The organism is Rhizobium acaciae (assembly GCF_025941625.1).
Taxonomy (GTDB): Bacteria; Pseudomonadota; Alphaproteobacteria; order Rhizobiales; family Rhizobiaceae; genus Rhizobium; species Rhizobium acaciae.
Window position 1 is genome coordinate 345,812 of record NZ_JAPCZO010000003.1, and the last position, 21,003, is coordinate 366,814.

At 62.9% G+C, this 21,003-nt stretch carries 18 protein-coding genes; 6 read left to right on the forward strand and 12 right to left on the reverse strand.

From position 1 onward, the window contains the following. Window positions 1-65 precede the first annotated feature (65 nt). From OLZ32_RS07445 to OLZ32_RS07470, 6 genes are all read left to right on the forward strand, one after another. Window positions 66-1,865 carry a sensor histidine kinase gene (locus OLZ32_RS07445; RefSeq protein ID WP_406647690.1) on the forward strand — a complete coding sequence of 600 codons (1,800 nt, stop codon included), beginning with the start codon at window positions 66-68 and terminating at the stop codon, window positions 1,863-1,865. Continuing rightward, a complete protein-coding gene (locus OLZ32_RS07450) occupies window positions 1,862-3,220 on the forward strand; it encodes a sigma-54-dependent transcriptional regulator (RefSeq protein ID WP_264420390.1) in 1,359 nt (452 codons plus the stop codon). Before OLZ32_RS07445 ends, OLZ32_RS07450 begins: the two co-directional genes overlap by 4 nt. A gap of 203 nt (window positions 3,221-3,423) precedes the next feature. After that, window positions 3,424-4,407: a tripartite tricarboxylate transporter substrate-binding protein gene (locus tag OLZ32_RS07455; protein ID WP_003542645.1), complete on the forward strand. Its 984-nt coding sequence runs from the start codon at window positions 3,424-3,426 to the stop codon at window positions 4,405-4,407. A 214-nt stretch (window positions 4,408-4,621) separates the two neighbouring features. Then, window positions 4,622-5,083, forward strand: a complete 462-nt coding sequence (locus OLZ32_RS07460; protein ID WP_003542644.1) for a tripartite tricarboxylate transporter TctB family protein — start codon at window positions 4,622-4,624, stop codon at window positions 5,081-5,083. A 9-nt stretch (window positions 5,084-5,092) separates the two neighbouring features. Then, the gene (locus tag OLZ32_RS07465) at window positions 5,093-6,598 is read left to right on the forward strand and encodes a tripartite tricarboxylate transporter permease (RefSeq protein WP_003542643.1); all 1,506 of its coding nucleotides are present in this window, start codon (window positions 5,093-5,095) and stop codon (window positions 6,596-6,598) included. Window positions 6,599-6,804: 206 nt separating this feature from the next. Further along, window positions 6,805-7,974, forward strand: a complete 1,170-nt coding sequence (locus OLZ32_RS07470) for a M20 aminoacylase family protein (RefSeq protein ID WP_264398376.1) — start codon at window positions 6,805-6,807, stop codon at window positions 7,972-7,974. Between the two features lie 82 nt (window positions 7,975-8,056). On the opposite strand, the gene OLZ32_RS07475 is transcribed toward OLZ32_RS07470, so the two are convergent. From OLZ32_RS07475 to OLZ32_RS07530, 12 genes are all read right to left on the reverse strand, one after another. Next, the gene (locus OLZ32_RS07475; protein ID WP_003542641.1) at window positions 8,057-8,902 is read right to left on the reverse strand and encodes a metal ABC transporter permease; all 846 of its coding nucleotides are present in this window, start codon (window positions 8,900-8,902) and stop codon (window positions 8,057-8,059) included. Next, window positions 8,899-9,759 carry an iron/manganese ABC transporter permease subunit SitC gene (gene sitC / locus OLZ32_RS07480; protein WP_003542639.1) on the reverse strand — a complete coding sequence of 287 codons (861 nt, stop codon included), beginning with the start codon at window positions 9,757-9,759 and terminating at the stop codon, window positions 8,899-8,901. Before sitC ends, OLZ32_RS07475 begins: the two co-directional genes overlap by 4 nt. Beyond that, window positions 9,756-10,661 (reverse strand): manganese/iron ABC transporter ATP-binding protein, encoded by a 906-nt coding sequence (locus OLZ32_RS07485; RefSeq protein ID WP_003542638.1) that lies wholly within the window; start codon window positions 10,659-10,661, stop codon window positions 9,756-9,758. The genes sitC and OLZ32_RS07485 overlap by 4 nt, the downstream gene beginning before the upstream one ends. Next, complete coding sequence (locus tag OLZ32_RS07490) at window positions 10,658-11,590, reverse strand: metal ABC transporter substrate-binding protein (protein ID WP_264420392.1); 933 nt, start codon at window positions 11,588-11,590, stop codon at window positions 10,658-10,660. The genes OLZ32_RS07485 and OLZ32_RS07490 overlap by 4 nt, the downstream gene beginning before the upstream one ends. 310 nt (window positions 11,591-11,900) lie before the next feature. Further along, entirely contained in the window at window positions 11,901-13,688 is a 1,788-nt protein-coding gene (locus tag OLZ32_RS07495) for an adenine deaminase (RefSeq protein ID WP_264420394.1), read from the reverse strand. Further along, a complete protein-coding gene (locus OLZ32_RS07500; RefSeq protein WP_264420396.1) occupies window positions 13,685-14,605 on the reverse strand; it encodes a nucleoside hydrolase in 921 nt (306 codons plus the stop codon). Before OLZ32_RS07500 ends, OLZ32_RS07495 begins: the two co-directional genes overlap by 4 nt. 4 nt (window positions 14,606-14,609) lie before the next feature. Next, entirely contained in the window at window positions 14,610-15,635 is a 1,026-nt protein-coding gene (locus OLZ32_RS07505; protein WP_264420398.1) for an ABC transporter ATP-binding protein, read from the reverse strand. Further along, entirely contained in the window at window positions 15,628-16,407 is a 780-nt protein-coding gene (locus OLZ32_RS07510; protein ID WP_003542629.1) for an ABC transporter permease, read from the reverse strand. The genes OLZ32_RS07505 and OLZ32_RS07510 overlap by 8 nt, the downstream gene beginning before the upstream one ends. Then, entirely contained in the window at window positions 16,404-17,231 is an 828-nt protein-coding gene (locus OLZ32_RS07515; RefSeq protein ID WP_003542628.1) for an ABC transporter permease, read from the reverse strand. The genes OLZ32_RS07510 and OLZ32_RS07515 overlap by 4 nt, the downstream gene beginning before the upstream one ends. Before the next feature lie 68 nt (window positions 17,232-17,299). After that, window positions 17,300-18,322, reverse strand: coding sequence for an ABC transporter substrate-binding protein (locus OLZ32_RS07520; RefSeq protein WP_003542627.1), 1,023 nt, complete (start codon window positions 18,320-18,322; stop codon window positions 17,300-17,302). A gap of 1 nt (window position 18,323) precedes the next feature. Continuing rightward, a complete protein-coding gene (locus OLZ32_RS07525) occupies window positions 18,324-19,367 on the reverse strand; it encodes a LacI family DNA-binding transcriptional regulator (RefSeq protein WP_003542625.1) in 1,044 nt (347 codons plus the stop codon). A 174-nt stretch (window positions 19,368-19,541) separates the two neighbouring features. Continuing rightward, window positions 19,542-20,975 carry an efflux transporter outer membrane subunit gene (locus OLZ32_RS07530; protein WP_003542624.1) on the reverse strand — a complete coding sequence of 478 codons (1,434 nt, stop codon included), beginning with the start codon at window positions 20,973-20,975 and terminating at the stop codon, window positions 19,542-19,544. Between the last annotated feature and the right edge of the window lie 28 nt (window positions 20,976-21,003).

Here is a 21,003-nt window from a genome sequence, read left to right on the forward strand (position 1 = left end):
GGAGTGGAGGCAGAAAAGGGGAGGAGCCGGTTCTGTCTTCGAAATATCGTGCGATAGCGGCGTTGCTGGTGGTGCCGCTGATCATCTTCGCCTTCTTCACCTATGGGAGCGCGATTGCGACGCGCGCCTATATGGAGGAAGCCTCGGCGCAGGCGGGAACGGCGCTGCGCCTTGCCGTTTCGGCACTCAGCGGCCATCTCAACCGCTACGAGGCGCTGCCGGCGCTGATCGCCGATCATGACGACATCAAGGAACTGGTGAGCGCGCCTGAAGATGCGGCGCTGCGCGATGCGGCTAATCTCTATCTCAAGGAGATCAATGGGCTGCTGAAATCCTCCGATATCTATGTGGTCAAGCCGGATGGAGAGACGATCGCGGCCAGCAATTACGATGGGCCCGCAAGCTTCGTCGGACAGAATTTCAGCTACAGGCCCTATTTCCAGGATGCGATCGAAGGCCGGCAGGCACGGTTTTACGCGCTCGGCACCACCTCGCTGAAACGCGGCTATTATTTTGCCGCACCGATCAGGACCGGCGCGGATATTCGTGGCGTCATCGTTTTCAAGGTCGATATCGACATGATCGAATCCTCTTGGGGCGGCGGCGAATACAAGATTTTCGTCTCCGATCCGGAGGGCATCATCTTCATGTCCGGCAGCTCGGATTGGCTCTATGGTGCGATCCTGCCGCTGACGGCCGACCGTGTCGCCCGCACCGAGGCGTCGCGGCGTTATGCCAATGCCAGGCTGGCGGCGCTGCCGGTGACGCGTCACCATTTCGAGCAGCATGAGCTGATGACGCTGGCCGGCGAGCGCGGTTCGAGCGAATATCTGGTGCTCTCGCATTACATGCCGGCCGAGGACTGGACGGTGAACGTGCTGATGGAGACGAGTTCCATCCGTGCCCAGGCGCGCACGGCGCTTGCGGCAGTCTTTCTCTTCCTCTGCATCGCCGGGCTCGCGGTCGCGGTTCTGCGCCAGAGGCGGGCGCGGCTTGCCGAGCGCATGCAGATGCAAGCCGAAGCCCGCAACGAGTTGGAGCGGCGCGTCGAAGAGCGCACGGCCGATCTTGCCCGCGTCAACAGCCGCATCGAAGAAGAAATCGCCGAACGGCGGCTGACCGAGCAGCAGTTGCGACAGACGCAGGCCGATCTGATCCAGGCAGGCAAGCTTGCCGGGTTGGGGCAGATGTCGGCTGCCCTTTCGCACGAGTTCAACCAGCCGCTCGCCGCCGCCAAGACCTATACGGACAGCGCCTCCGTTCTCATCGACCGTGGGCGGACCGAGGAGGCGCGGGACAATATCCGGCGTATCGGCGGGCTGATCGACCGTATGGCTGCAATCAGCCGGCACCTGCGCAACTTTGCCCGCAAGCCGAACGAGAAGCTCGGTCCCGTTTCCCTCGACGAGGCGATGCGCGATACGCTTGAGATCATTGCCTGGCGGCTGAAGGCGGCGGATGCCGAACTGCTGCTCGATCTCGGGCCGCGTTCGCCGGTGGTGCGCGCCGGTTCGGTGCGTCTGCAGCAGGTGCTGGTGAACGTGATCTCGAATGCGGCCGATGCGGTGGAAGGGCTGAATGATCGACGCATCGAGGTTTCGGCCTTCGAGGAGGCCGGCAAGGTGGTGCTGACTGTGCGGGACCACGGACCGGGCGTGCCGGCGGCGATCGCCGAGCGTATCTTCGATCCCTTCTTCACGACGAAGGGCGTCGGCAAGGGGCTCGGCCTCGGGCTTTCGATCTCCTACAACATCATCAAGGATTTCGGCGGCAGCCTTACTGCTGCCAATCATCCCGAAGGGGGTGCGGTATTCCGCATCGAGCTGCAATCGGCGGCAGGGCTGATGCCGGAGGCAGCGGAATGAACGATGCGAAGATTCTACTGGTTGACGACGAAGAGGAACTGCGCCGCTCGACGGCGCAGGCGCTGGAGCTCTCCGGCTTCAGTGTCGAGACCTATTCGAACGGCGACCACGTGCTGGAGCTGATCGGCTACAGCTTTCCCGGCGTCGTTGTCAGCGATATCCGCATGCCCGGCATCGACGGCATGACGCTGATGCAGAAGATCCGCGAGCTCGACCCGGAGGTACCGGTCATTCTCGTCACCGGCCACGGCGACGTTCAGCTTGCGGTGAAGGCGATGCGCGAAGGGGCCTATGATTTCATCGAGAAGCCGTTCACGCCGGAGATGCTTGCCGGCGTCATCCGCCGGGCGATGGAGCGGCGCGGCCTGGTGCTCGAAAACCGGCTGCTGAAAGCGGTCGCCGGCAAGCGCGACGATATCGAGGCGCGGCTGCCGGGGCGCACGCAGGTGATGGTGGATCTGCGCTACCGCATCCGGGCGATCGGGGCGAGCGATGCCGATACGCTGATCGTCGGCGAGACCGGGGCCGGCAAGGAGGTGGTGGCGCGGGCGCTCCACGACATCAGCGCCCGGGCGAGCCGGCCGTTCATCGCGATCAATTGTGCCGCACTGCCGGCAAACCTGATCGAGAGCGAGCTATTCGGCCATGAGGTGGGGGCCTTTCCGGGTGCGGTAAGGCCGCGTTACGGAAAATTCGAACACGGGCGCGGCGGCACGATCCTGCTCGACGAGATCGGCTCCATGCCCTTCGACCTGCAGGCGAAGTTCCTTCGGGTGCTGCAGGAGCGGGTCATCTCCAGGCTCGGATCGAACGAGGTCGTGGCGCTCGACGTACGCTTCATCGCGACAAGCAAGGTCGATCTGGAGGCGGAGGTGGCGGCCGGGCGTTTCCGCGCCGACCTCTTCTATCGGCTGAACGTCGCGACGCTGCACGTGCCGTCGCTGTCGCAGCGGCGGGCGGATGTTCCGCTGCTTTTCCTGCAACTGGTGCGGGAGGCGGCTGCCCGCTACGGCCGCGACGAGATGGTCGTGCCGCCGGACGTGATTTCCGACATCGCTCAGCGCGACTGGCCCGGCAATGTGCGTGAATTGAGGAATGCCGCAGACCGTCTGGTCCTCGGGCTCGACAATGGCGGGCGCCAAGCCGAGGAGGCGACCGGGCTGGCGGAACGTGTCGCCGAGTTCGAACGCGGCGTGATTGCCAGCGCGCTGGTCGCACATGGCGGAAGCCTGAGACCCGTCTATGAATCGCTCAACATTTCGCGGAAGACGCTCTACGAAAAGATGCTGAAATATGGGCTCGACAAGAAGCTGCTGGCGACGGAGATCTCCGGAGAAGGACAGCGCGAAGCTTGAGCGATTGCGATGTGATGGGTGGATTTCCACCCATCACATCGGCCGTTTGTTTCCGAATCGACCCATGCTGCATCGCACTGTCGCAAAATCGTCTTTCGAAAGCGGCTGCAACGATTGCGGGTCGATTTTCCCGGCGGCAAATAGGTCATCCCCGGCGCGGAGGATGTGTCGGCGGGCTTGCTTATTTCATCAGGGAGGAAACGATGAAAATTCTAAAGGCCATGCTCGGCCTGACCGCGGCTGCCGCGGTCTCTGTTCTCGCCGGCGTCGCTTCGGCGCAGACCTATCCCGAGCGCACCATCACCATGGTCGTGCCGTTTGCGGCCGGCGGCCCGACGGATACCGTTGCGCGCCTGGTCGCCGAATCCATGTCGAAGGATCTCGGCCAGCAGATCGTCGTCGAAAATGTCGGCGGCGCCGGCGGCACGCTCGGCGCCGGCCGGGTGGCGAGTGCCGATCCCGACGGCTACACCATCCTGCTGCACCATATCGGCATGGCGACCAGCGCCACGCTCTACCGCAAGCTTGCCTACGACACGCTCGGCGCCTTCGACTATGTCGGCCTCGTCACCGAGGTGCCGATGACGATCGTTGCCCGCAAGGACATGGAGCCGACCGACCTCAAGGGGCTGATCGACTACATCAAGGCCAACAAGGACAAGGTGACAGTGGCCAATGCCGGCATCGGTGCGGCTTCGCACCTCTGCGGCATGATGTTCATGAGCGCCATCCAGACGCCGCTGACGACCGTTCCCTACAAGGGCACCGGCCCGGCCATGACCGACCTGCTCGGCGGCCAGGTCGACGTCATGTGCGACCAGACGACCAACACGACGAAGCAAATCCAGGGCGGCACGATCAAGGCTTATGCCGTGACCTCGCCCAAGCGGCTCGACGTGATGAAGGATATTCCGACGGCCGTCGAAGCCGGCCTACCGGGTTTCGAAGTCGGTATCTGGCACGGCATCTATACGCCGAAGGGTACGCCGGCTGAGGTCAACGAACGTCTGTCGAAGTCGCTGCAGGTCGCACTGAAGGATCCGAATGTCGGCGCCCGCTTCGCCGAACTCGGGACGGCGCCATCCTCCGACGCTGATGCGACGCCGGCTGCGCTGAAAGCCAAGCTCGAAACCGAGATCGCCCGCTGGAAAACCGTGATCGAGGCCGCTGGCGAATATGCCGATTGAGGATTATCCTTGTCCAGGCATGCCGAAAGAGCCCCTCACCCTAACCCTCTCCCCGCCTGCGGGGAGAGGGGATCTGCGTCACTCATCGGCGGCAAGGGGCAAAGGGCTTGCAGCATATTCCGTTCTCCCCGCATGCGGTGAGAAGGTGCCAGCAGATCCGGACAAGGGCAATCGCAGCAGCAGCGCGTCATGAACCATCTCCCCAGGAGACACCATGAAATCCATTAGCTTCGATACCACCAATGCGATTTGCGGCGCGCTTTTCGTCGCGACCGGCGCTTTCTTCGCCATCCAGTCGCTGGGGCTCGACCTCGGCACGACAGTGCGCATGGGGCCTGGCTATTTTCCCCTGGTGCTTGCCGGCGTGCTCGTGCTTCTCGGCGCGATCATCTTCATTCAGGCCCTCCGCGTCGAGGGCGAGCCGATTGACCCGTTTGCCTGGCGCGGCATGCTCTTCATCCTGCCGGCACCGGTGTTCTTCGGTTTGACGGTGCGGGGGCTGGGTTTTGTGCCGGCACTGTTCTTCACCGCCTTCATCGCCTGCTTCGCATCGCAAAAGATGAACGTGATTTTCGCGATCATCCTCTCGCTGCTGCTGACGATCTTTTCAGTGGCGGTCTTCAGCTACGGGCTCGGGCTGCCGTTCGAACGCTTCGGCCCCTGGGTCCGGTTCTAGGAGACGATGATGGATCTTTTCAGCAATCTCGCGCTCGGTTTTGCGACGGCCGGAACTCCGGAGAACCTGTTCTTCTGCCTGATCGGCGTGCTGCTCGGCACGCTGATCGGGGTGCTGCCCGGTATCGGCGCCACGGCGACGATCGCCATGCTTCTGCCGATCACCTTCCAGCTCGAGCCGGTCTCCTCGCTCATCATGCTCGCCGGCATCTATTACGGTGCGCAGTATGGCGGCTCGACGACGGCGATCCTGATCAACATGCCGGGCGAATCTTCCTCGGCCGTCACCGCGATCGACGGCTACCAGATGGCCCGCAAGGGCAGGGCGGGGGCAGCGCTTGCGATCGCGGCGCTCGGCTCGTTCTTCGCCGGCACCGTGTCGACCTTTCTCGTCGCAATCTTCGCGCCGCCGCTCACCGCAATCGCGCTGCAATTCGGTTCAGCGGAATATTTCTCGCTGATGATCGTCGGTCTCGTTTCGTCGATCGCGCTCGCGCATGGCTCGGTCGTCAAGGCGCTGGCGATGGTGGCGCTCGGGCTGCTGCTCGGCCTCGTCGGTACCGACATCTATACCGGCACGCCGCGCTTCACGCTCGGTATCCGCGAATATGCCGATGGGCTGAACTTCGTGGCGCTCGCCGTCGGCGTCTTCGGGGTAGCGGAAATCTTGCGCAACCTCGAAGGCGAGTCGACACGCACGGTGCTGATGGCCAAGGTGTCCGGGCTTTTGCCGTCCCGCCAGGAATTCAAGGAAATGATCGCACCTGTCATTCGCGGTACGGCGATCGGTTCGGCGCTCGGCATCCTGCCGGGCGGCGGCGCCATCCTTGCCTCCTTCGCCTCCTATACGGTGGAAAAGAGGATGTCGAAGACGCCGGAGGAATTCGGCAAGGGTGCGGTTGCCGGCGTCGCAGGGCCGGAATCAGCCAACAATGCCGGCGCGCAGACCTCATTCATTCCGCTGCTGACGCTTGGCATTCCGGCCAATCCCGTCATGGCGCTGATGGTCGGGGCGATGATCATCCAGGGCATCGTACCCGGTCCGAACGTCGCCACCGAGCAGCCGGCGCTGTTCTGGGGCATCATCGCCTCGATGTGGATCGGCAACCTTATGCTGGTCATCCTTAACCTGCCGCTGATCGGGTTCTGGGTGAAGCTCTTGACCGTGCCTTACTACGTGCTCTTCCCCATCATCATGGCCTTCTGCTCGATCGGGGTCTACAGCGTCAACGCCAACGTCTACGATCTTTACGCCGTCGCCTTCTTCGGGCTCATCGGCTATGTGCTGGCGAAGCTTCGCTGTGAGCCGGCGCCGCTTCTGCTCGGCTTCGTGCTCGGGCCATTGCTCGAAGAAAACCTCCGGCGCGCCATGATCCTGTCGCGCGGCGATCCGACCACCTTCGTCACTCGGCCGATCAGCGCCATCCTTCTGGCCATCGCGGTCGCTGTCCTCATTGTTGTCTTCCTGCCGAGCGTCAAGAAGAAGCGCGAAGAGGTGTTCGTCGAGGAGGCGTAGAGCATGATGCCGAAAAGTGTGAGCGGTTTTCACACATGCTCTAACTGTTTAATTGAGAACAGGATTCAGATTTTAGGCTGGTCTAAATCATTCTGTTCTGGGTTGAACTTGCCGCCTGTTTGTTGAACAAGGAATAATCTGACGCGGGCGCCGGTTGGGCGCCCGTTTCGCATGACAGGATGTCCAGGCCCCAGGAGCCTTGCCCGATGAGCATTCCCGCCCGGATCAAAGACGATCTGTCGTTTCTGACCGCCTTGCGCCGCGACCTGCACGCCCACCCCGAACTCGGTTTCGAGGAAGAGCGCACCGGCGGCATCGTCGCCAGGCTGCTCGAGGAGGCCGGCATCACAGTGCATCGCGGTCTCGGCGGCACCGGCGTGGTCGGCACGTTGCAGCTCGGCAATGGCACACGCAGGATCGGGCTGCGCGCCGATATGGACGCGCTCGCCATGCCTGAAATGGCGGAGCGGCCCTATAAATCGACCGCGCCCGGAAAGATGCATGCCTGCGGCCATGACGGCCATACGGCGATGCTGCTTGGCGCCGCGCGGCATCTCGCGGCAACGCAGGATTTTTCCGGCACGGTGCATTTCATCTTTCAGCCGGCCGAGGAAGGGCGAGGCGGAGCAAGGCGCATGGTCGAGGAGGGCCTGTTCAAGCTTTTCCCCTGCGACGCCGTTTATGGGTTGCATAACATGCCCGGGCTTGCGGTCGATGAGATCGCCGCGGTCGAGGGGCCGCAGCTTGCCTCTTCCGACAGCTGGCGCATGACCTTCCGTGGGACCGGTACGCATGGCGCCAAGCCGCATCTCGGCCGCGATCCGATCACGGCGGCCGGGACCTTCCTATCGTCGCTGCAGACGATCGTCGGGCGGGTGGTCGATCCGCTGCAACCGGCCGTCGTCAGCGCCTGTTTCCTGCAGGCGGGCGACTCGAAGGCGCTGAACGTCATTCCTGATATCGTCGAGATCGGTGGGACGGCGCGAGCCTATTCGCCGGAAGTGCGCAACCAGTTGGAAACCGAGATCGGACGATTGGCGCATGGCACTGCGGCCATGTACGGCATCGCTGTGGACTATGCATTCGAGCGGCGGATTCCGCCTGTCATCAATGACGCGGATGCGACCGCACGGGCGCTGGCAGCGGCCGGCTCGGTCTTCGGCGGGAAGGTGCAAACAAGCTTTCCGCCGTCGACGGCAGGCGACGATTTCGCCTTCTTCGCCCAGAACGCGCCGGGCTGCTATGTTTGGCTCGGCAACGGTCCGGCGGTGGATGGGGCGCTGCATCACAACACGGCCTATGATTTCAACGATGAAGCGCTTGGATATGGGGCGGCCTATTGGGTGGCGCTGGTCGAGCGGGAGTTAAAAGTTTGACTATCTGCTGCCTAATTGCCCAAACCGGAATCGATTTTAGGAATTAGGCAGCAGTTCAAAGTGTTACATTCGTCGATGTCCATCAGTCCATCGGTGATTCCTCAACCCGGGCCGTCCCGCGCGTGGCATGGATGAAGGCAAACACGAAGCCGATCGCCAGCACAAGCACGATGGTCGGCGCCGGCGCGCTGTCGATGAAGAAGGACAGGTAGACGCCGACAAAGGAACCGATCACGGCAATGGCGACGGAGAGGAGCAGCATCGTGCTGAACCTGCGGGTGAGCAGGAAGGCGATGGCTCCCGGCGCAATCAGCATGGCGATCGAAAGGATGATACCTACCGCCTGCAAGGCGCCGACGATCGTCAGCGAGATGAGGGCGAGAAGGCCGTAATGCAGCAGGTTGATCCTGAGGCCCACCGCCCTCGCCTGGGCGGGGTCGAAGGCGTGCAGCAGGAAGTCCTTCCACTTCACACCAAGAATGACAGCCGTGATCGCGGCGATGACGGCCGACTGACCGATGTCGCGCCAGGAGACACCGAGCATGTCGCCGAACAGGATGTGATCGAGATGCACGTCGGACTGGATCTTGACATAAAGGACCAGGCCAAGCCCGAACATGCCGGAGAAAACGATGCCCATCACCGTATCCTGTTTGATACGGCTGTTATCCTTCAGAAAACCGGTGGCGATAGCGCAAAACATGCCGGCCACGAAGGCGCCGATCGCGAAGGGTATGCCGACGATATAGGCGATAACCACGCCGGGGAAGACGGCGTGGCTGATGGCGTCTCCCATCAGAGACCAGCCTTTCAGAACCAGGAAGCACGACAACAGCGCCATCGGGATTGCGACTAGCACCGAGATCACCAGCGCATTGACCATGAAGCCGAACTGGAAAGGCGAAAGAAGCGTCTCGACGATGTTCATGGCGCTGCCTCCAGCGCCTGCGCGGCGCGTCTACGTGCCGCCAGCATGCCGTGCTTGGGTGCGAAGAAGAACGCGATCAGGAAGATGGCCGTCTGCAGCACGACGATGATGCCGCCTGTCGCGCCATCGAGGAAGTAACTCGCATAAGCGCCGACGAAACTCGTCATCGACCCGATGATGACCGCGATCACAAGCAGCCGCGGGAAGCGGTCGGTCAGCAGATAGGCGGTCGCGCCGGGCGTCACCACCATGCAGATGACGAGGAATGCACCGACTGTCTGCAGCGCCGCAACGGTGGAGGCAGACAGCAGCGTGAAGAAAATGACCTTGAGAGCAGTCGGATTGAGACCGATCGATCGAGCATGGCTCTCGTCGAAGAACGTGACCATCAGGTCCTTCCATTTGACGAGCAGGACAGCCAGCGACACGAAGCCGATGATGGCAAGTTGCAGCGTATCCTCAGGCGTGATGGCGAGAATGTTGCCGAGCACGATCGTCTGGATGTTGACCGCCATAGGCTGGAGCGAAACCATGAACAGGCCCAGCCCGAAGAAAGAGGAGAAGATCAGGCCGATGATGGCATCTTCTTTCAGCTTGGTGCGCTGGTTGAGGAAAAGCATCGCTGCGGCAGCGAGCCCTCCGGAAAAAAAGGCTCCGATCGAAAAGGGAAGTCCGAGCATATAGGCGCCGGCGACGCCGGGAACGATCGCGTGCGAGAGCGCGTCGCCGATCAGCGACCAGCCTTTAAGCATCAGATAACAGGAGAGGAAAGCGCAGACGCCGCCGACAAGGGCGGACACCCACATGGCATTGAGCATGTATTCATAGGTGAAGGGCTGCAGGAGGTCGGCTATCATTCCCGACCCCCATTGCCACTATCGGACCTCCGGGCGGTCGCTTTGCCACCCTGCATGATCAGGGGGCGCTCATCATCGGTTATGACGCCGATCGACGTTGGCCTGCCGCTCTGCGCTTCGCTGAACACGAAATGACGCAGCACGCCGCCAAAGGTCTTTTCCAGATTTTCCTGCGTAAAGGTCTCGACGGTCGGGCCGTAGGCAAGCACCGTGCCCTTGATCAGAATGGTCCGGTCGCAGAACTCCGGCACAGAGCCGAGATTGTGGGTGGAGACCAGCATGACCCGGCCTTCATCCCGCAGTTCGCGCAGGAGCTTGGTGATCTGGTCCTCGGTCTTTACGTCGACGCCGGTAAAGGGTTCATCGAGCAGAATGACCCGGCCGTCCTGTGCCAGGGCTCGCGCCAAAAAGACCCGCTTCCGCTGGCCGCCGGAGAGCTCGCCGATCTGGCGCTTGCGGAACTCGCTCATGGCGACGCGGGCGAGCGCGGAGGCCACTGCCTCGTGGTCCGCGGCCTTCGGGATGCGCATCATGCCCATGTGGCCGTAGCGTCCCATCATCACGACATCCTCGACCAGCACCGGGAAATTCCAGTCGACTTCTTCCGATTGCGGCACATAGGCGACGAGGTTCTTACGCAGCGCCTCTTCGACCGGCATGCCAAGCACGCGAATGTGGCCCCTGGCGAGACGCACGAAACCCATGATCGACTTGAAGAGCGTCGACTTGCCGGAACCGTTGACACCGACCAGCGCGGCGATCGTGCCCGTGGGGATCTGGAAACTCGCGTCCCTCAGGGCCGTATGTCCGTTGCGGTAAGTGACGGTCGCATCCTTTACCGTGATCCCCGATCCCGCATCCGAGGATGCGGGACGGACAAGATTGCCAAGCAGCACGGTCATTGCGACAACCCATCGGCAAGACCCTTCGCGACGGTATCGGAGGTCACGCGCAGAAGGTCGATATAGGTTGGCACCGGGCCGTCGGCTTCGCTCAGCGAGTCGACATAAAGCACGCCGCCATAATGCGCGCCGGTTTCGCGCGCCACCTGCCGAGCCGGTTTATCGGAAACGGTGCTTTCGCTGAAGACGGTTGGAATCTGGTGTTCCTCGACCGCATCGATCACCTTGCGGACCTGCTGGGGCGTGCCCTGCTGGTCGGCGTTGATTGGCCAGAGATAGAGTTCCTTCAGCCCGAAATCGCGTGCGAGATAGGAAAAGGCGCCCTCGCTTGAAACGAGCCAGCGCTTGTTCTCGGGAATTTTTTCGAGCGTGGCGCGGATCGGCGTGATCGTCGCTTCGATCTTCTGCTTGTAGGCCTCGGCGTTAGCCTTGTAGGTCTCCGCATTCGCCGGATCATATTTGGCGAAAGCATCACGGATATTGTCGACGTAAATCAGGGCGTTCTTCGGCGACATCCAGGCGTGGGGATTGGGCTTGCCTTCGTAGGGGCCTTCCGAGATGCCCATCGGTTCGATGCCATCGGAGACGACGGCACCGGGGACGTCGTGCAGGTTCTGGAAGAACTTTTCGAACCAGCGCTCCAGATTGAGGCCGTTCCAGAGAACGAGCTGTGCCCCTTGTGCTCGCTGGATGTCGCCCGGCGTCGGCGCATAATTGTGGATCTCCGCGCCCGGTTTGGTGATCGATTCCACGATCGCGGCATCACCGGCCACGTTTTTTGCCATGTCGGCAATCACCGTGAAGGTCGTCACCACCTTGAACTTCGAATTGCTTGTCTGTTGGGCAGCGGCGGGAAAGGCAACCAGCACGGCCGCGAATGCCACCCCTATCATTCCGGCCAAAACCGACCGTCTGTCCTTATAGAGCATATATTTCTCCTTTTGCTGCTATTGCGACCGAATTGCAAAAGCTGCGGAGAGTCGAACAAGTTGCAATTCTGAATGATTTACAAAAATGCTTGACGACCCTTGCTTCGACTATTGTGCAATTAAGAATGAATTGCAACAACGATCCGAACGAAAGGCCGAAAAATGATCACAGGGGGACCCGACGGGCTGGCTGCAGCCAACCTCATCGACCAACGCGTTACCGGGATTTGCCGTAACGGGGATGCTTTGACCGGTTAGGCGTTTGAGGAGCACACGGCACTCCTTCTGGCGGAGCTGCGCTTTCCTCGATCTACCAAACAGCCAGTACCGGGTTTCGCAGCACCTTGCCCGTCACCACATCGGCAATCCCCTGATCGGTCTGATGCGGGCCGACATTGCAGGCGAGCGTGGCGCCGAAGCAGGCCTTGAAGACCAGATAGGGCGGCTTCCACGTGACGATCTTTTCCATCGCCTTGCGGATGCCGGCAAAGGCCAGCGCCGTCTCCTTCAGCGATGCATCCGTCACCAGGCCGGAGAGCGGCAGCGGCAGCATCGCCTCGATCCTGCCGTCCTTGGCGACAGCCATGCCGCCGCCGGCTGATATGACGGCGTTGGCGGCGAGCGCCATGTCGCCGGCATTGCCGCCGAAGACGGTGAGGTTGTGGCTGTCATGCGAAACGGTAGTACAGAAGGCGCCGCGCCATTCACCCCAGCCGGTGAGGAAGCCGATGCGCGGGATGCCGTCGGTCTTGCCGTGGCGATGGGCGACTGAAATCATGGCGCTGCCGGCCGGCGGCACGACGAAACCGTCCCTCACCTCGGTTTCGGCCTCGCCCCATTGCGTGAAGCGCGGGCGGTCGATGGTGGCGACGCGGACGCGCTCGCCCTTCGCCGGAATGCAAAAGTCGTTCTCGGTCAGCGCCGGCAGCTTCACCGAATTGACAAGCGGCGCCGTATCGATCTGCTGGACGGCAACCTGCATGCTGCCGTTGCGGGCAATTATGCGGCCGCCTGATATGACCAGCCGCGCCCGGAATTCCGCGAGGTCTTCGAAGAGCACGATGTCGGCGCGGCGGCCGGCGGCGACGAGGCCGAGATCGGAGCGCTTCAGACGTTGTGCGGCATTGAAGGTCGCGGCACGGATGGCCCATTCCGGCTTCATGCCGTAGTGCACCAGGCGCCTGATGACGTCGTCGAGGCCGCCGCCTTCCTGGAGTTCGTCCGGAAAGACGTCGTCGGTGCAGAGCGTGACGGTCGCAGGCAGGTGGCCGAGACCGTTCAGCACCTCGACGAACTCCTGCAGCAGATGGTCGTGAGAGCCGCGCAGCTCGATCGTCAGGCCGGCGGAAAGCTTGGCGAGGAGATCGGCGCCGGAGGTAAGTTCGTGGTCGGAGGTGATACCCGATGCCATGAAGGCGTTGAGATCGGCGCCTTCGAGGCCGCGTGCATGGCCGCAGATGAGCTTGCCGGCTGCAAGGCCGGCATTGACGATATCAGTCATGCGCGGATCGCCGTCGATGACGCCGCGCATATTCATCACTTCGGCGACGCCGCCGATGGCGGAGGAGTGCAGCATCTCGGTGATCATGGAGGCATCGAAATCGGCGCCGGCAAGTTCCAGGCCCGGCGCGGAGGGCACGCAGGAGGGCGCGAGAAGGATCATCCGCAGCGGCAGGCTGCGCGCCGCCTCGATCGCCCAGCGCACGCCGTCGAGCCCATGGACGTTGCCGAATTCATGCGGATCCCAGACGATGGTGGTGACGCCGCGTGGCAAGACGGCGCTCGCATATTCGGCCGGTGTCACCATCGAACTTTCGATATGCATGTGCGTGTCGATCAGGCCGGGCGTCAGGATACTGCCCGCCGCATCGATGATCTCGACGGCATCCGTGCGGCTTGCCGGGGCATGGACGCTTGATATCAGCGCGCCGACGAGGCCGATATCGGCTTGCCGGATCAGGCCCGTCACCGCATCGAGCAGCCGGCCGCCGGTGATCAGCATGTCGAAGGGGGCATCGCCGCGCGCAGCAGTGGCGGCGCGGGCGCGCAAGGCGGGATCGTTGAGATCGGCGGGTTCTTGGCGAGCGGTGGCGGTCATTTGCGGGCCTCGTTGACCAGGGCAGCGAGAATGATGACACGCGCCATGTCGGCATCGATGTCGGCGGCGAATTGAGCATTGAAGGTCGCATGCGTGGCGCGGGTCTCGACGACGGTGCGGCCGCGGGTCAAGGCGCCCTGCAGCTCGACGTTGATACGGGCGGGGCGGAAGCTGACGATACCCGGAGCGACGAAGGCGACGGCGGCGCAAGGGTCGTAAATTGCCATGGCCGGGCGGTCACGGCTGGTGCCGATGCGGATATAACCCGAAAACATATCGGCGATGAGTTCGGCATTGGCGCCGCCGGCATTGCGCACCGGCTCGGCGTCTTCGGGCCTGGCCAGCACCTTGCGGCAGAGGTCGAGATCGACCATGCGCAACGGCAGGCCATGGGCGATGACGATCGAGAGGGCTTCGGGATCGGCGAGCGCGTTGAACTCGGCGGAGGCCGTATGGTTGCCTGACGTGACGCCGCCGCCCATCCAGACGAGCTCGGTGATGCGGGCAGCAAGATCCGGCCGGGCGAGCGCCACGGCGGCGATGTTGGTCAGCGGGCCAAGCGCCAGGATGCGGTGCTGGCCTTTGCGCTCCAGCCAGCGGCAGAGTGCTGCGAAGGCCTCGCTTTCGACAAGGTCAGCCGCCTGCGGCAGGCTTCTGCCTGATGTCGGGATGCCGGTTTCGCCGAGGATCGCCTGAGCGGTTTCCAGCTTGCCGAGCACGGGCATGGCGCGGCCGGTGTGGATGGGGAATGTCCAGCCGAAGGCGCTGGCGGCGCCGGCGGCGTTCATCCTCACCTGCGGCAGCGGCGTATTGCCGAAGACCAGTGATATTCCGTCGATCTCGAATTCCGACTGTCCCACCACCAGAATGGCGGCGATGTCGTCAAAGCCCATGTCCGTGTCGATCCAGACGCCCATGATTTCACCCGAACCGTTTGAGGCTTGCCGCGCCGGCAACCGGCAGATCAAAGCTAAGCGGGCTGCCGATCTCGCGCGGCGGCAGGCCTGCATCGATCTCGGCCTTGATCGGGCCGAGCGGAGTGTCGAGCAGGTATTCGCGGGTGTTGCCCGCGAAAGACGTGCCGCGCACGGTGCCCTGGAAAACACCGGAGCCAAGCGTCACCATGCGCGGACGCCAGGCGAGGCCGGCTGCGGCTTCCGGCGCCGGGCCGGAAAGTCCGACCGGCCCACTCGGCGTCGCAAGCTTTCCATCCTTCAGCGCGAAGACATTCTCGAAGCCGACGAAATCGGCGACGAAGGCTGAGGCCGGATTGTTGTAGATCTCCTCCGGCGTGCCGATCTGTTCGATGCCGCCATTCAGCATCACGACGATGCGGTCGGCGAGCGCCAGGGCTTCCACTTGGTCGTGGGTGACGAAGATCATGGTGACGCCGGTCTCCTTCTGCACTCGTTGCAATTCGGCGCGCATTTCAAGGCGAAGGCGGGCATCAAGATTGGAGAGCGGCTCGTCGAGCAACAGCACCTTCGGCTCCATCACCATCGAGCGGGCGAGCGCCACCCGCTGCTGCTGGCCGCCGGAGAGTTCGGCGGGCTTGCGGCCGGAAAAAGCCGAGAGCCCGACCGATTTCAGGCCGGCGCCGACGCGGGCATCGAGATCTCGGCCTGAGATGCCCTTGAGACGCAGGCCGAAGGCGACGTTCTCATAGACCGTCAGATGCGGGAAGAGGGCATAGGACTGGAAGACGAGGCCAACGGCGCGTTTGTTGGCGGAGACGCGGGTGATATCGGCGCCGTCGAGGCGGATGCGGCCAGCGGCGGGCGTCAGCAGGCCGGCAATGGCGCGCATCGTCGTCGTCTTGCCGCAGCCGGAGGGGCCGAGAAGCGCCACCAGCTCACCTTTGCCGATCGCAAGGTCGAGGTCCCGCACCGCGACCGTGTCGCCATAGGCAAGGGTCAGCTTGTCGAGTTGAAGATAGGCATCAGACATAGCGCGAGAATCCCAGGAAGCGTTCGGCGAGGAAGACGATGCCGATCGAGAGAAAGGCGAGAAGGGCGGAGAGCGCCGCGATGGAAGGATCGTAGGTGGTTTCCATGTAACCCAGCATGTCGATCGGCAGCGTGCGGACGCCGGGACCGGACAGGAAGAGCGAGACTGGCACCTGATTGAAGCTGGTGACGAAGCCGAGGATGAAGGCGGCAAGGATGCCACCGCGGATATTCGGCATCACCACGCGGAAGAAGGCGCCGAGCCGCGAGGAACCGAGCAGGACGGCGGCCTCTTCGATGTCCGAGCGCAGATTGTCGAGGCTCGCCGAGACGACGCGCACGGCATAGGGCAGCACCAGGGCTGTATGGGCGAAGAAGAGCGCGAGCGTGATGTTGAAGCCGAAGGGCACGACGAGATAACGCAGCAGCGCCAGACCGACGATGATGCCGGGGACGATGATCGGCAGCGACACGATGGTGCGGACGGTCTCGGCCGCGGGCAGCTTGTAGCGGGAGAGGGCGTAGGCGGCCGGGATGCCGAGGAGAAGGGCTGTGAGCGTTCCGAAGACGGCGAGGAACATCGACATGGCGAAGCTGTCGCGGAAGCTCTCGATGGTGAACACCTTCATCACCCAACGCAGCGACAGGCCCTGCGGCGGGAAGGCCAGCGTATCGCCTGATGATAGCGAAGCGGCGATGATGATCAGGAACGGGCCGATGAGGAAGACCAGCAGCAGGAAAAGCACGAGAGGCGAAAAGAGGCGCAGCGTCATCGGCGGTTCCTCGCCGTCGCAAGGCGTTTCAGCAGAATGTTGGCGGCAAAGCTCATGACGATCAGGATGAAGGCGATGACGCTTGCCGAAACGAAATCATTGGCGACGGAAACCTGCTGGTACATCAGCGTTTCGAGCATCAGCACCTTAGAGCCGCCGAGCACTGCGGGGGTGATATAGGCGGTCAGCGAGCCGGTGAAGACCAGCGTGCCGCCGACGACGAGGCCTTCCCTGGTGAGCGGCAGGATGACTTTCCAGAAGACCTGGAACCAGTTGGCGCCGAGCACGCGAGCTGCCGGAATCGCATCCTTCGGCATGTTTTCGAGCGCGCTGATCAGCGAAAGGATCATCAGCGGCAGGAAGAGCTGTAGGAGGCCGATGAAGACGGCGGTCTCGGTGAACAGCAGCCGCAGCGGCTCGGCGCTGAGACCCAGGCCTGTTATCGCCTGGTTGACGATGCCGGTGCGGCCGAGAATGACGATCCAGGCATAGGTGCGCGCCACCGGAGAGATCATCAGCGGCAGGGTCACGAGGCCGATCATCCGGCCCTTGCCGTTCGCCGGCAGGTTGACGATGGCAAAGGCTGCGGCATAACCGATGACCGCGGAAACGGCGGTGACTTCGAGGCCGAGCCGGAACGTGCGCAGGAAAACGGTGCGGTTCAACGTCCCGGAGAAGAAATCGGCATAGGCCGACAGGCTCCAGGCGCTGCCGGCGCGGAAGCCCTCCGACAAGAGGATCGCAACGGGCAACAGAAAGACCACGGTCGCAAAGATGGCTGCCGGCAAGGCAAGCGCCAGGGCTTCTGCGCGGTTCTGGAACATGACGCGCCTTTCGAGTGGACAAGAGTGAGGCCCCGGCAGAGGCGCCGGGGCCAGTTTTCACGCGGGCCCTACTGGCCGACCTTCTCGTTCCACGTCTTCAGCCAGCCGGCGCGATTGTCGAGGGCGACGGCGGATGGGATGAGCTTGAGGCTCTTGGCCGTTTCCTCGCCAAAGGTGAGGTTGTTGGCGGCGGCTTCGGAAAGCTTGACCTCGCTGTTTGCCGGGCTGTCGATCAGCTTTTCGGCGAGTTTGGTCTGGATGTCGGTCGAGAGCCAGAAGTCCATGAATTGCAATGCGAGATCCTGGTTCTTCGAGCCCTTGGTCAGGACCAGCACGTTCATACCGCCGGTCTGGCCCTCCTTCGGCGTTGCCCAGGCGACCGGGACGTCGAGTTTGGTGAAGCCGGCCCAGGAGAAACGGCCGATCGGCGCTGCCCAGATCTCTTCCTGCTGCATCAGCTGCACCAGCTGCGAGGACTTTTCGTAGAAGGTGACGATCTCGTCCTTCTTTTCGCCCAGCGCTTCGATCGGCCCCTTCAGGTCAGACGTGTCCTTGCCGAGCGCCAGGCCGAGCATATAGAGCGCCGGCGGGCCTTGGTTGGTGGTCACGTTCGGAAAGGCGACATGGCCGATATATTCCGGCTTCAAGAGATCGGCCCAGGAGTCGATCTTCATCTTGTCGGAGCGATAGGCAATCGACGTGGCGTAGAAGGTGTAACCGACGCTCATGCCATCGCCGTTCGGATCCTTGGCGACGTCATAGAGCTTGGCGAAATCGGCGAGCTTCGCGGTATCGATCTTGTCGATCAGGCCGGCGCGGGACGCGGCCAGCGCATCGGCCATGGAAACGGCGGCGAGATCGACGACGGGGTTGGCCTTGTTCGCCTCCATCTTGGCCAGACGCTCGACGCTGTTGCCGGTCTCGACCACGAGCTTGCAGCCGCATTTGGCTTCGAACGGATCGTAGACCAGCGTCTTGAAATCGTCCTGCGCAAAGGCATAGACGGAAATCGTCAGCGTCCGCTCCGCTGCGGCGGCGCCGAGCGGGCATAGGGCGGCGAGGGCTGCCGAGGCAATGAGAGCTTTTTTCATCTTACATGTTCTCCATCTCTGAGGTTCTTGGTGCCGGGTTCGCAGGCCCGGATGATTGGCGGACGATCAGCTGCATGGCGACGCGTTCGATCTCCGCGGTAACGAGCATGCCCTCCCGGTTGGTGCTTGTTCTTATGGTGTCCACCAGCGCCGACACGGCAATCCCGGCAATCCTATCCATGTCCATCCGGACCGTCGTCAGCGACGGCGTGACAACAGGCGACCAGATGAGGTCGTCGAAGCCGGTGACGCTGACGTCAGTGGGAATGTTGATACCCGCCTGCTGCAACTCCGTCAGCGCCCGCAGCGCTTGCAGGTCGGAGAGGGCGGCGAAGGCGGTGAAACCCAGCCTGACTTTTTCGGCGAGGCCGAGCGGGCAGCCGCTGCCGTTCTCCTGCTCCAGCCTGTCGATCCACAGCGTTTCCGAATGCATGCCCGGGCGCATGCCGGAGCGGATGCCGCCGGCGCGGTCGTTCTGGACGTTGGATTCCTGATTGTTGCCGATGATGAGGATACGGCGATGGCCGAGGCCTGCGAGATGGCCGGCGATTTCATGGCCGCCCTGCCAATGGTCGGCGGCTACGGTGTTGCCGGGCGTCGAGGGAGTGTCGATGACGGCGACCGGACAGGCGGCGGACGAAATGCGGGTGGCGCGGCGGGGAATGACCACCATGCCGTCGACGCCGCGCTCGACCAGCCGGTTGATCGCCTCGGTCTGGGCGGCGACGTCGCCGCGGGAATCGGCGATCAGCACGCCGTAACCGGCGGCGGAGGCAGCGAATTCGATCGCCTGCGCGATCTTCGGGAACAGCGGATTGGCGATGTCGGGCAGCACCAGGCCGAGGACGCCGCTGCGGCCGGTCCGCAGCGCCCGCCCGGCCTGGCTCGGGACGTAACCGAGCTCGGCTGCATGCTCACGGATTCTTTCGACCAGTTGGCCGGACACCCGGCCCTTGCCGGAAAGCGCATTGGAGACCGTGGCGACGGAGACGCCGAGCGACGTCGCTATCCTGCTGAGGTTCGGTCCCGGGCGCGATGTTGTCACGATTGACGATCACTTTGATTAATCGTTTAATCATAGTGATAGCTCAGCTTTTCCCGCCTGTCGAATCCGAATTCATCTTATGCGCAATTATTCGGCTACGGCACGCGGCGGATAAGAAAAAGCCCCGCGAGACGATCGCGAGGCTTTGTACTTTCAGATCGATTGAAGCAGCTGTCAGCCCTTGACAGCGACAATCTTCGCCGCAGGTGCGGTTGTGTTGCCGCCGGGGGCGAAACCGCCGCCGATTGCGATGTTCAGCGAGACGTAGTCCTTGGCCATCTGCTGGACGGATGCGGCAAGGCTTGCCTGGGCAAGCGAAACCTGGCGCTGGGCGTCGAGAACGTCGAGCAGCGAAGAGGCGCCGTCCTTGTAGGATGCGGTGGAAAGTTCGAGCGTTTCCTGCGTGGTCTTCACCTGGGCTTGAAGCGCCGAAACCGTGCGGGCGTCGCGCCGGACAGCCGAAAGTGCATTCTCGACCTGTTCGATTGCGGTCAGTACCGTCGACTTCCAGTTGAGATAGGCCGCTGCGGCATTGGACTGCGCCGTCTTGACGCCGGCGCGCAGGGTGCCGCCATCGAAGATCGGCAGGTTGAGGGTCGGGCCGAAGGACCAGGGCGTCAGGCCGCCATGGATGCCACGCTGGTTGATATAGGACGGCGAGATCGAGCCGCTGAGCGAGATGCTCGGATAGAGCTGCGCCTGGGCGACGCCGATCTGGGCGGTTGCGGCTGCGAGGTCGCGTTCCGCCACACGGATGTCGGGACGGTTGCGGATCAGGTCGGCCGGGATGCCGGAGGTGATGCCGCCGCGGAATACCGGCTGGCCATAGCCCTTCAGCAGATCATCGACGAGGGTTGCGGCCGGCAGGCCGAGCAGCGTGGCGATGTGATGGGCCGAAATGCGGATGTTGGTTTCGAGGCCGGGAATTTCGGCGAGCGTCGACTGCACCAGGCCTTCTGCCTGAACGACGTCGAGACGCGACGCGGCGCCGGCTTCCAGCTGGAACTTGGTCAGTTCGTAGGTTTCCTGACGGGACTTCAGGTTGGCCTTCGAAAGCGCCAGGCGCTGCTGATAATAACGAACGTCGATATAGCTCGAGACGAGGTCCTGCACGAGGGTCAGCTTGGCAACGTCTGCCGATGCGTAAGCAGAATCGAGCGAAGCAAGAGCGCTCTCGGTGTTGCGCTTGTAGAGGCCGAAAATATCGAGCAGCCAGGTCAGCTGTGCTTCGCCGCCGCTGGTGTTGCGCGTGTCGAACTGCGTGCGCAGCTCGCCCTTCTGGCCGCTGACCGTGTGCGAGGCGCCGACGGTCAGGTTCGGCAGGGCGCCTGCTCCTGCGACGGTGACGTTGGCGGAAGCCGAATTGATGCGTTCGATCGCCTGCTGGATCGACAGGTTCTGGTCGAGGCCGGACTGGACAAGGCCGTCCAGCTTGCGGTCTTTGAAGGCGCTCCACCAGGCCACGGTGGTAACATCGCCATCGCTCTTGGTTCCACCTTCTCCGAATTTGGCGGGCAGCGGCATCTCAGGAGGAACATGATCCGGGCCCACAACGCAGCCCGACAACAATAACAATAATGCCGGTGTGGCAAAACGAAGAGATACCATTCATTTCATCCTGTACTCGAGCAAGTCA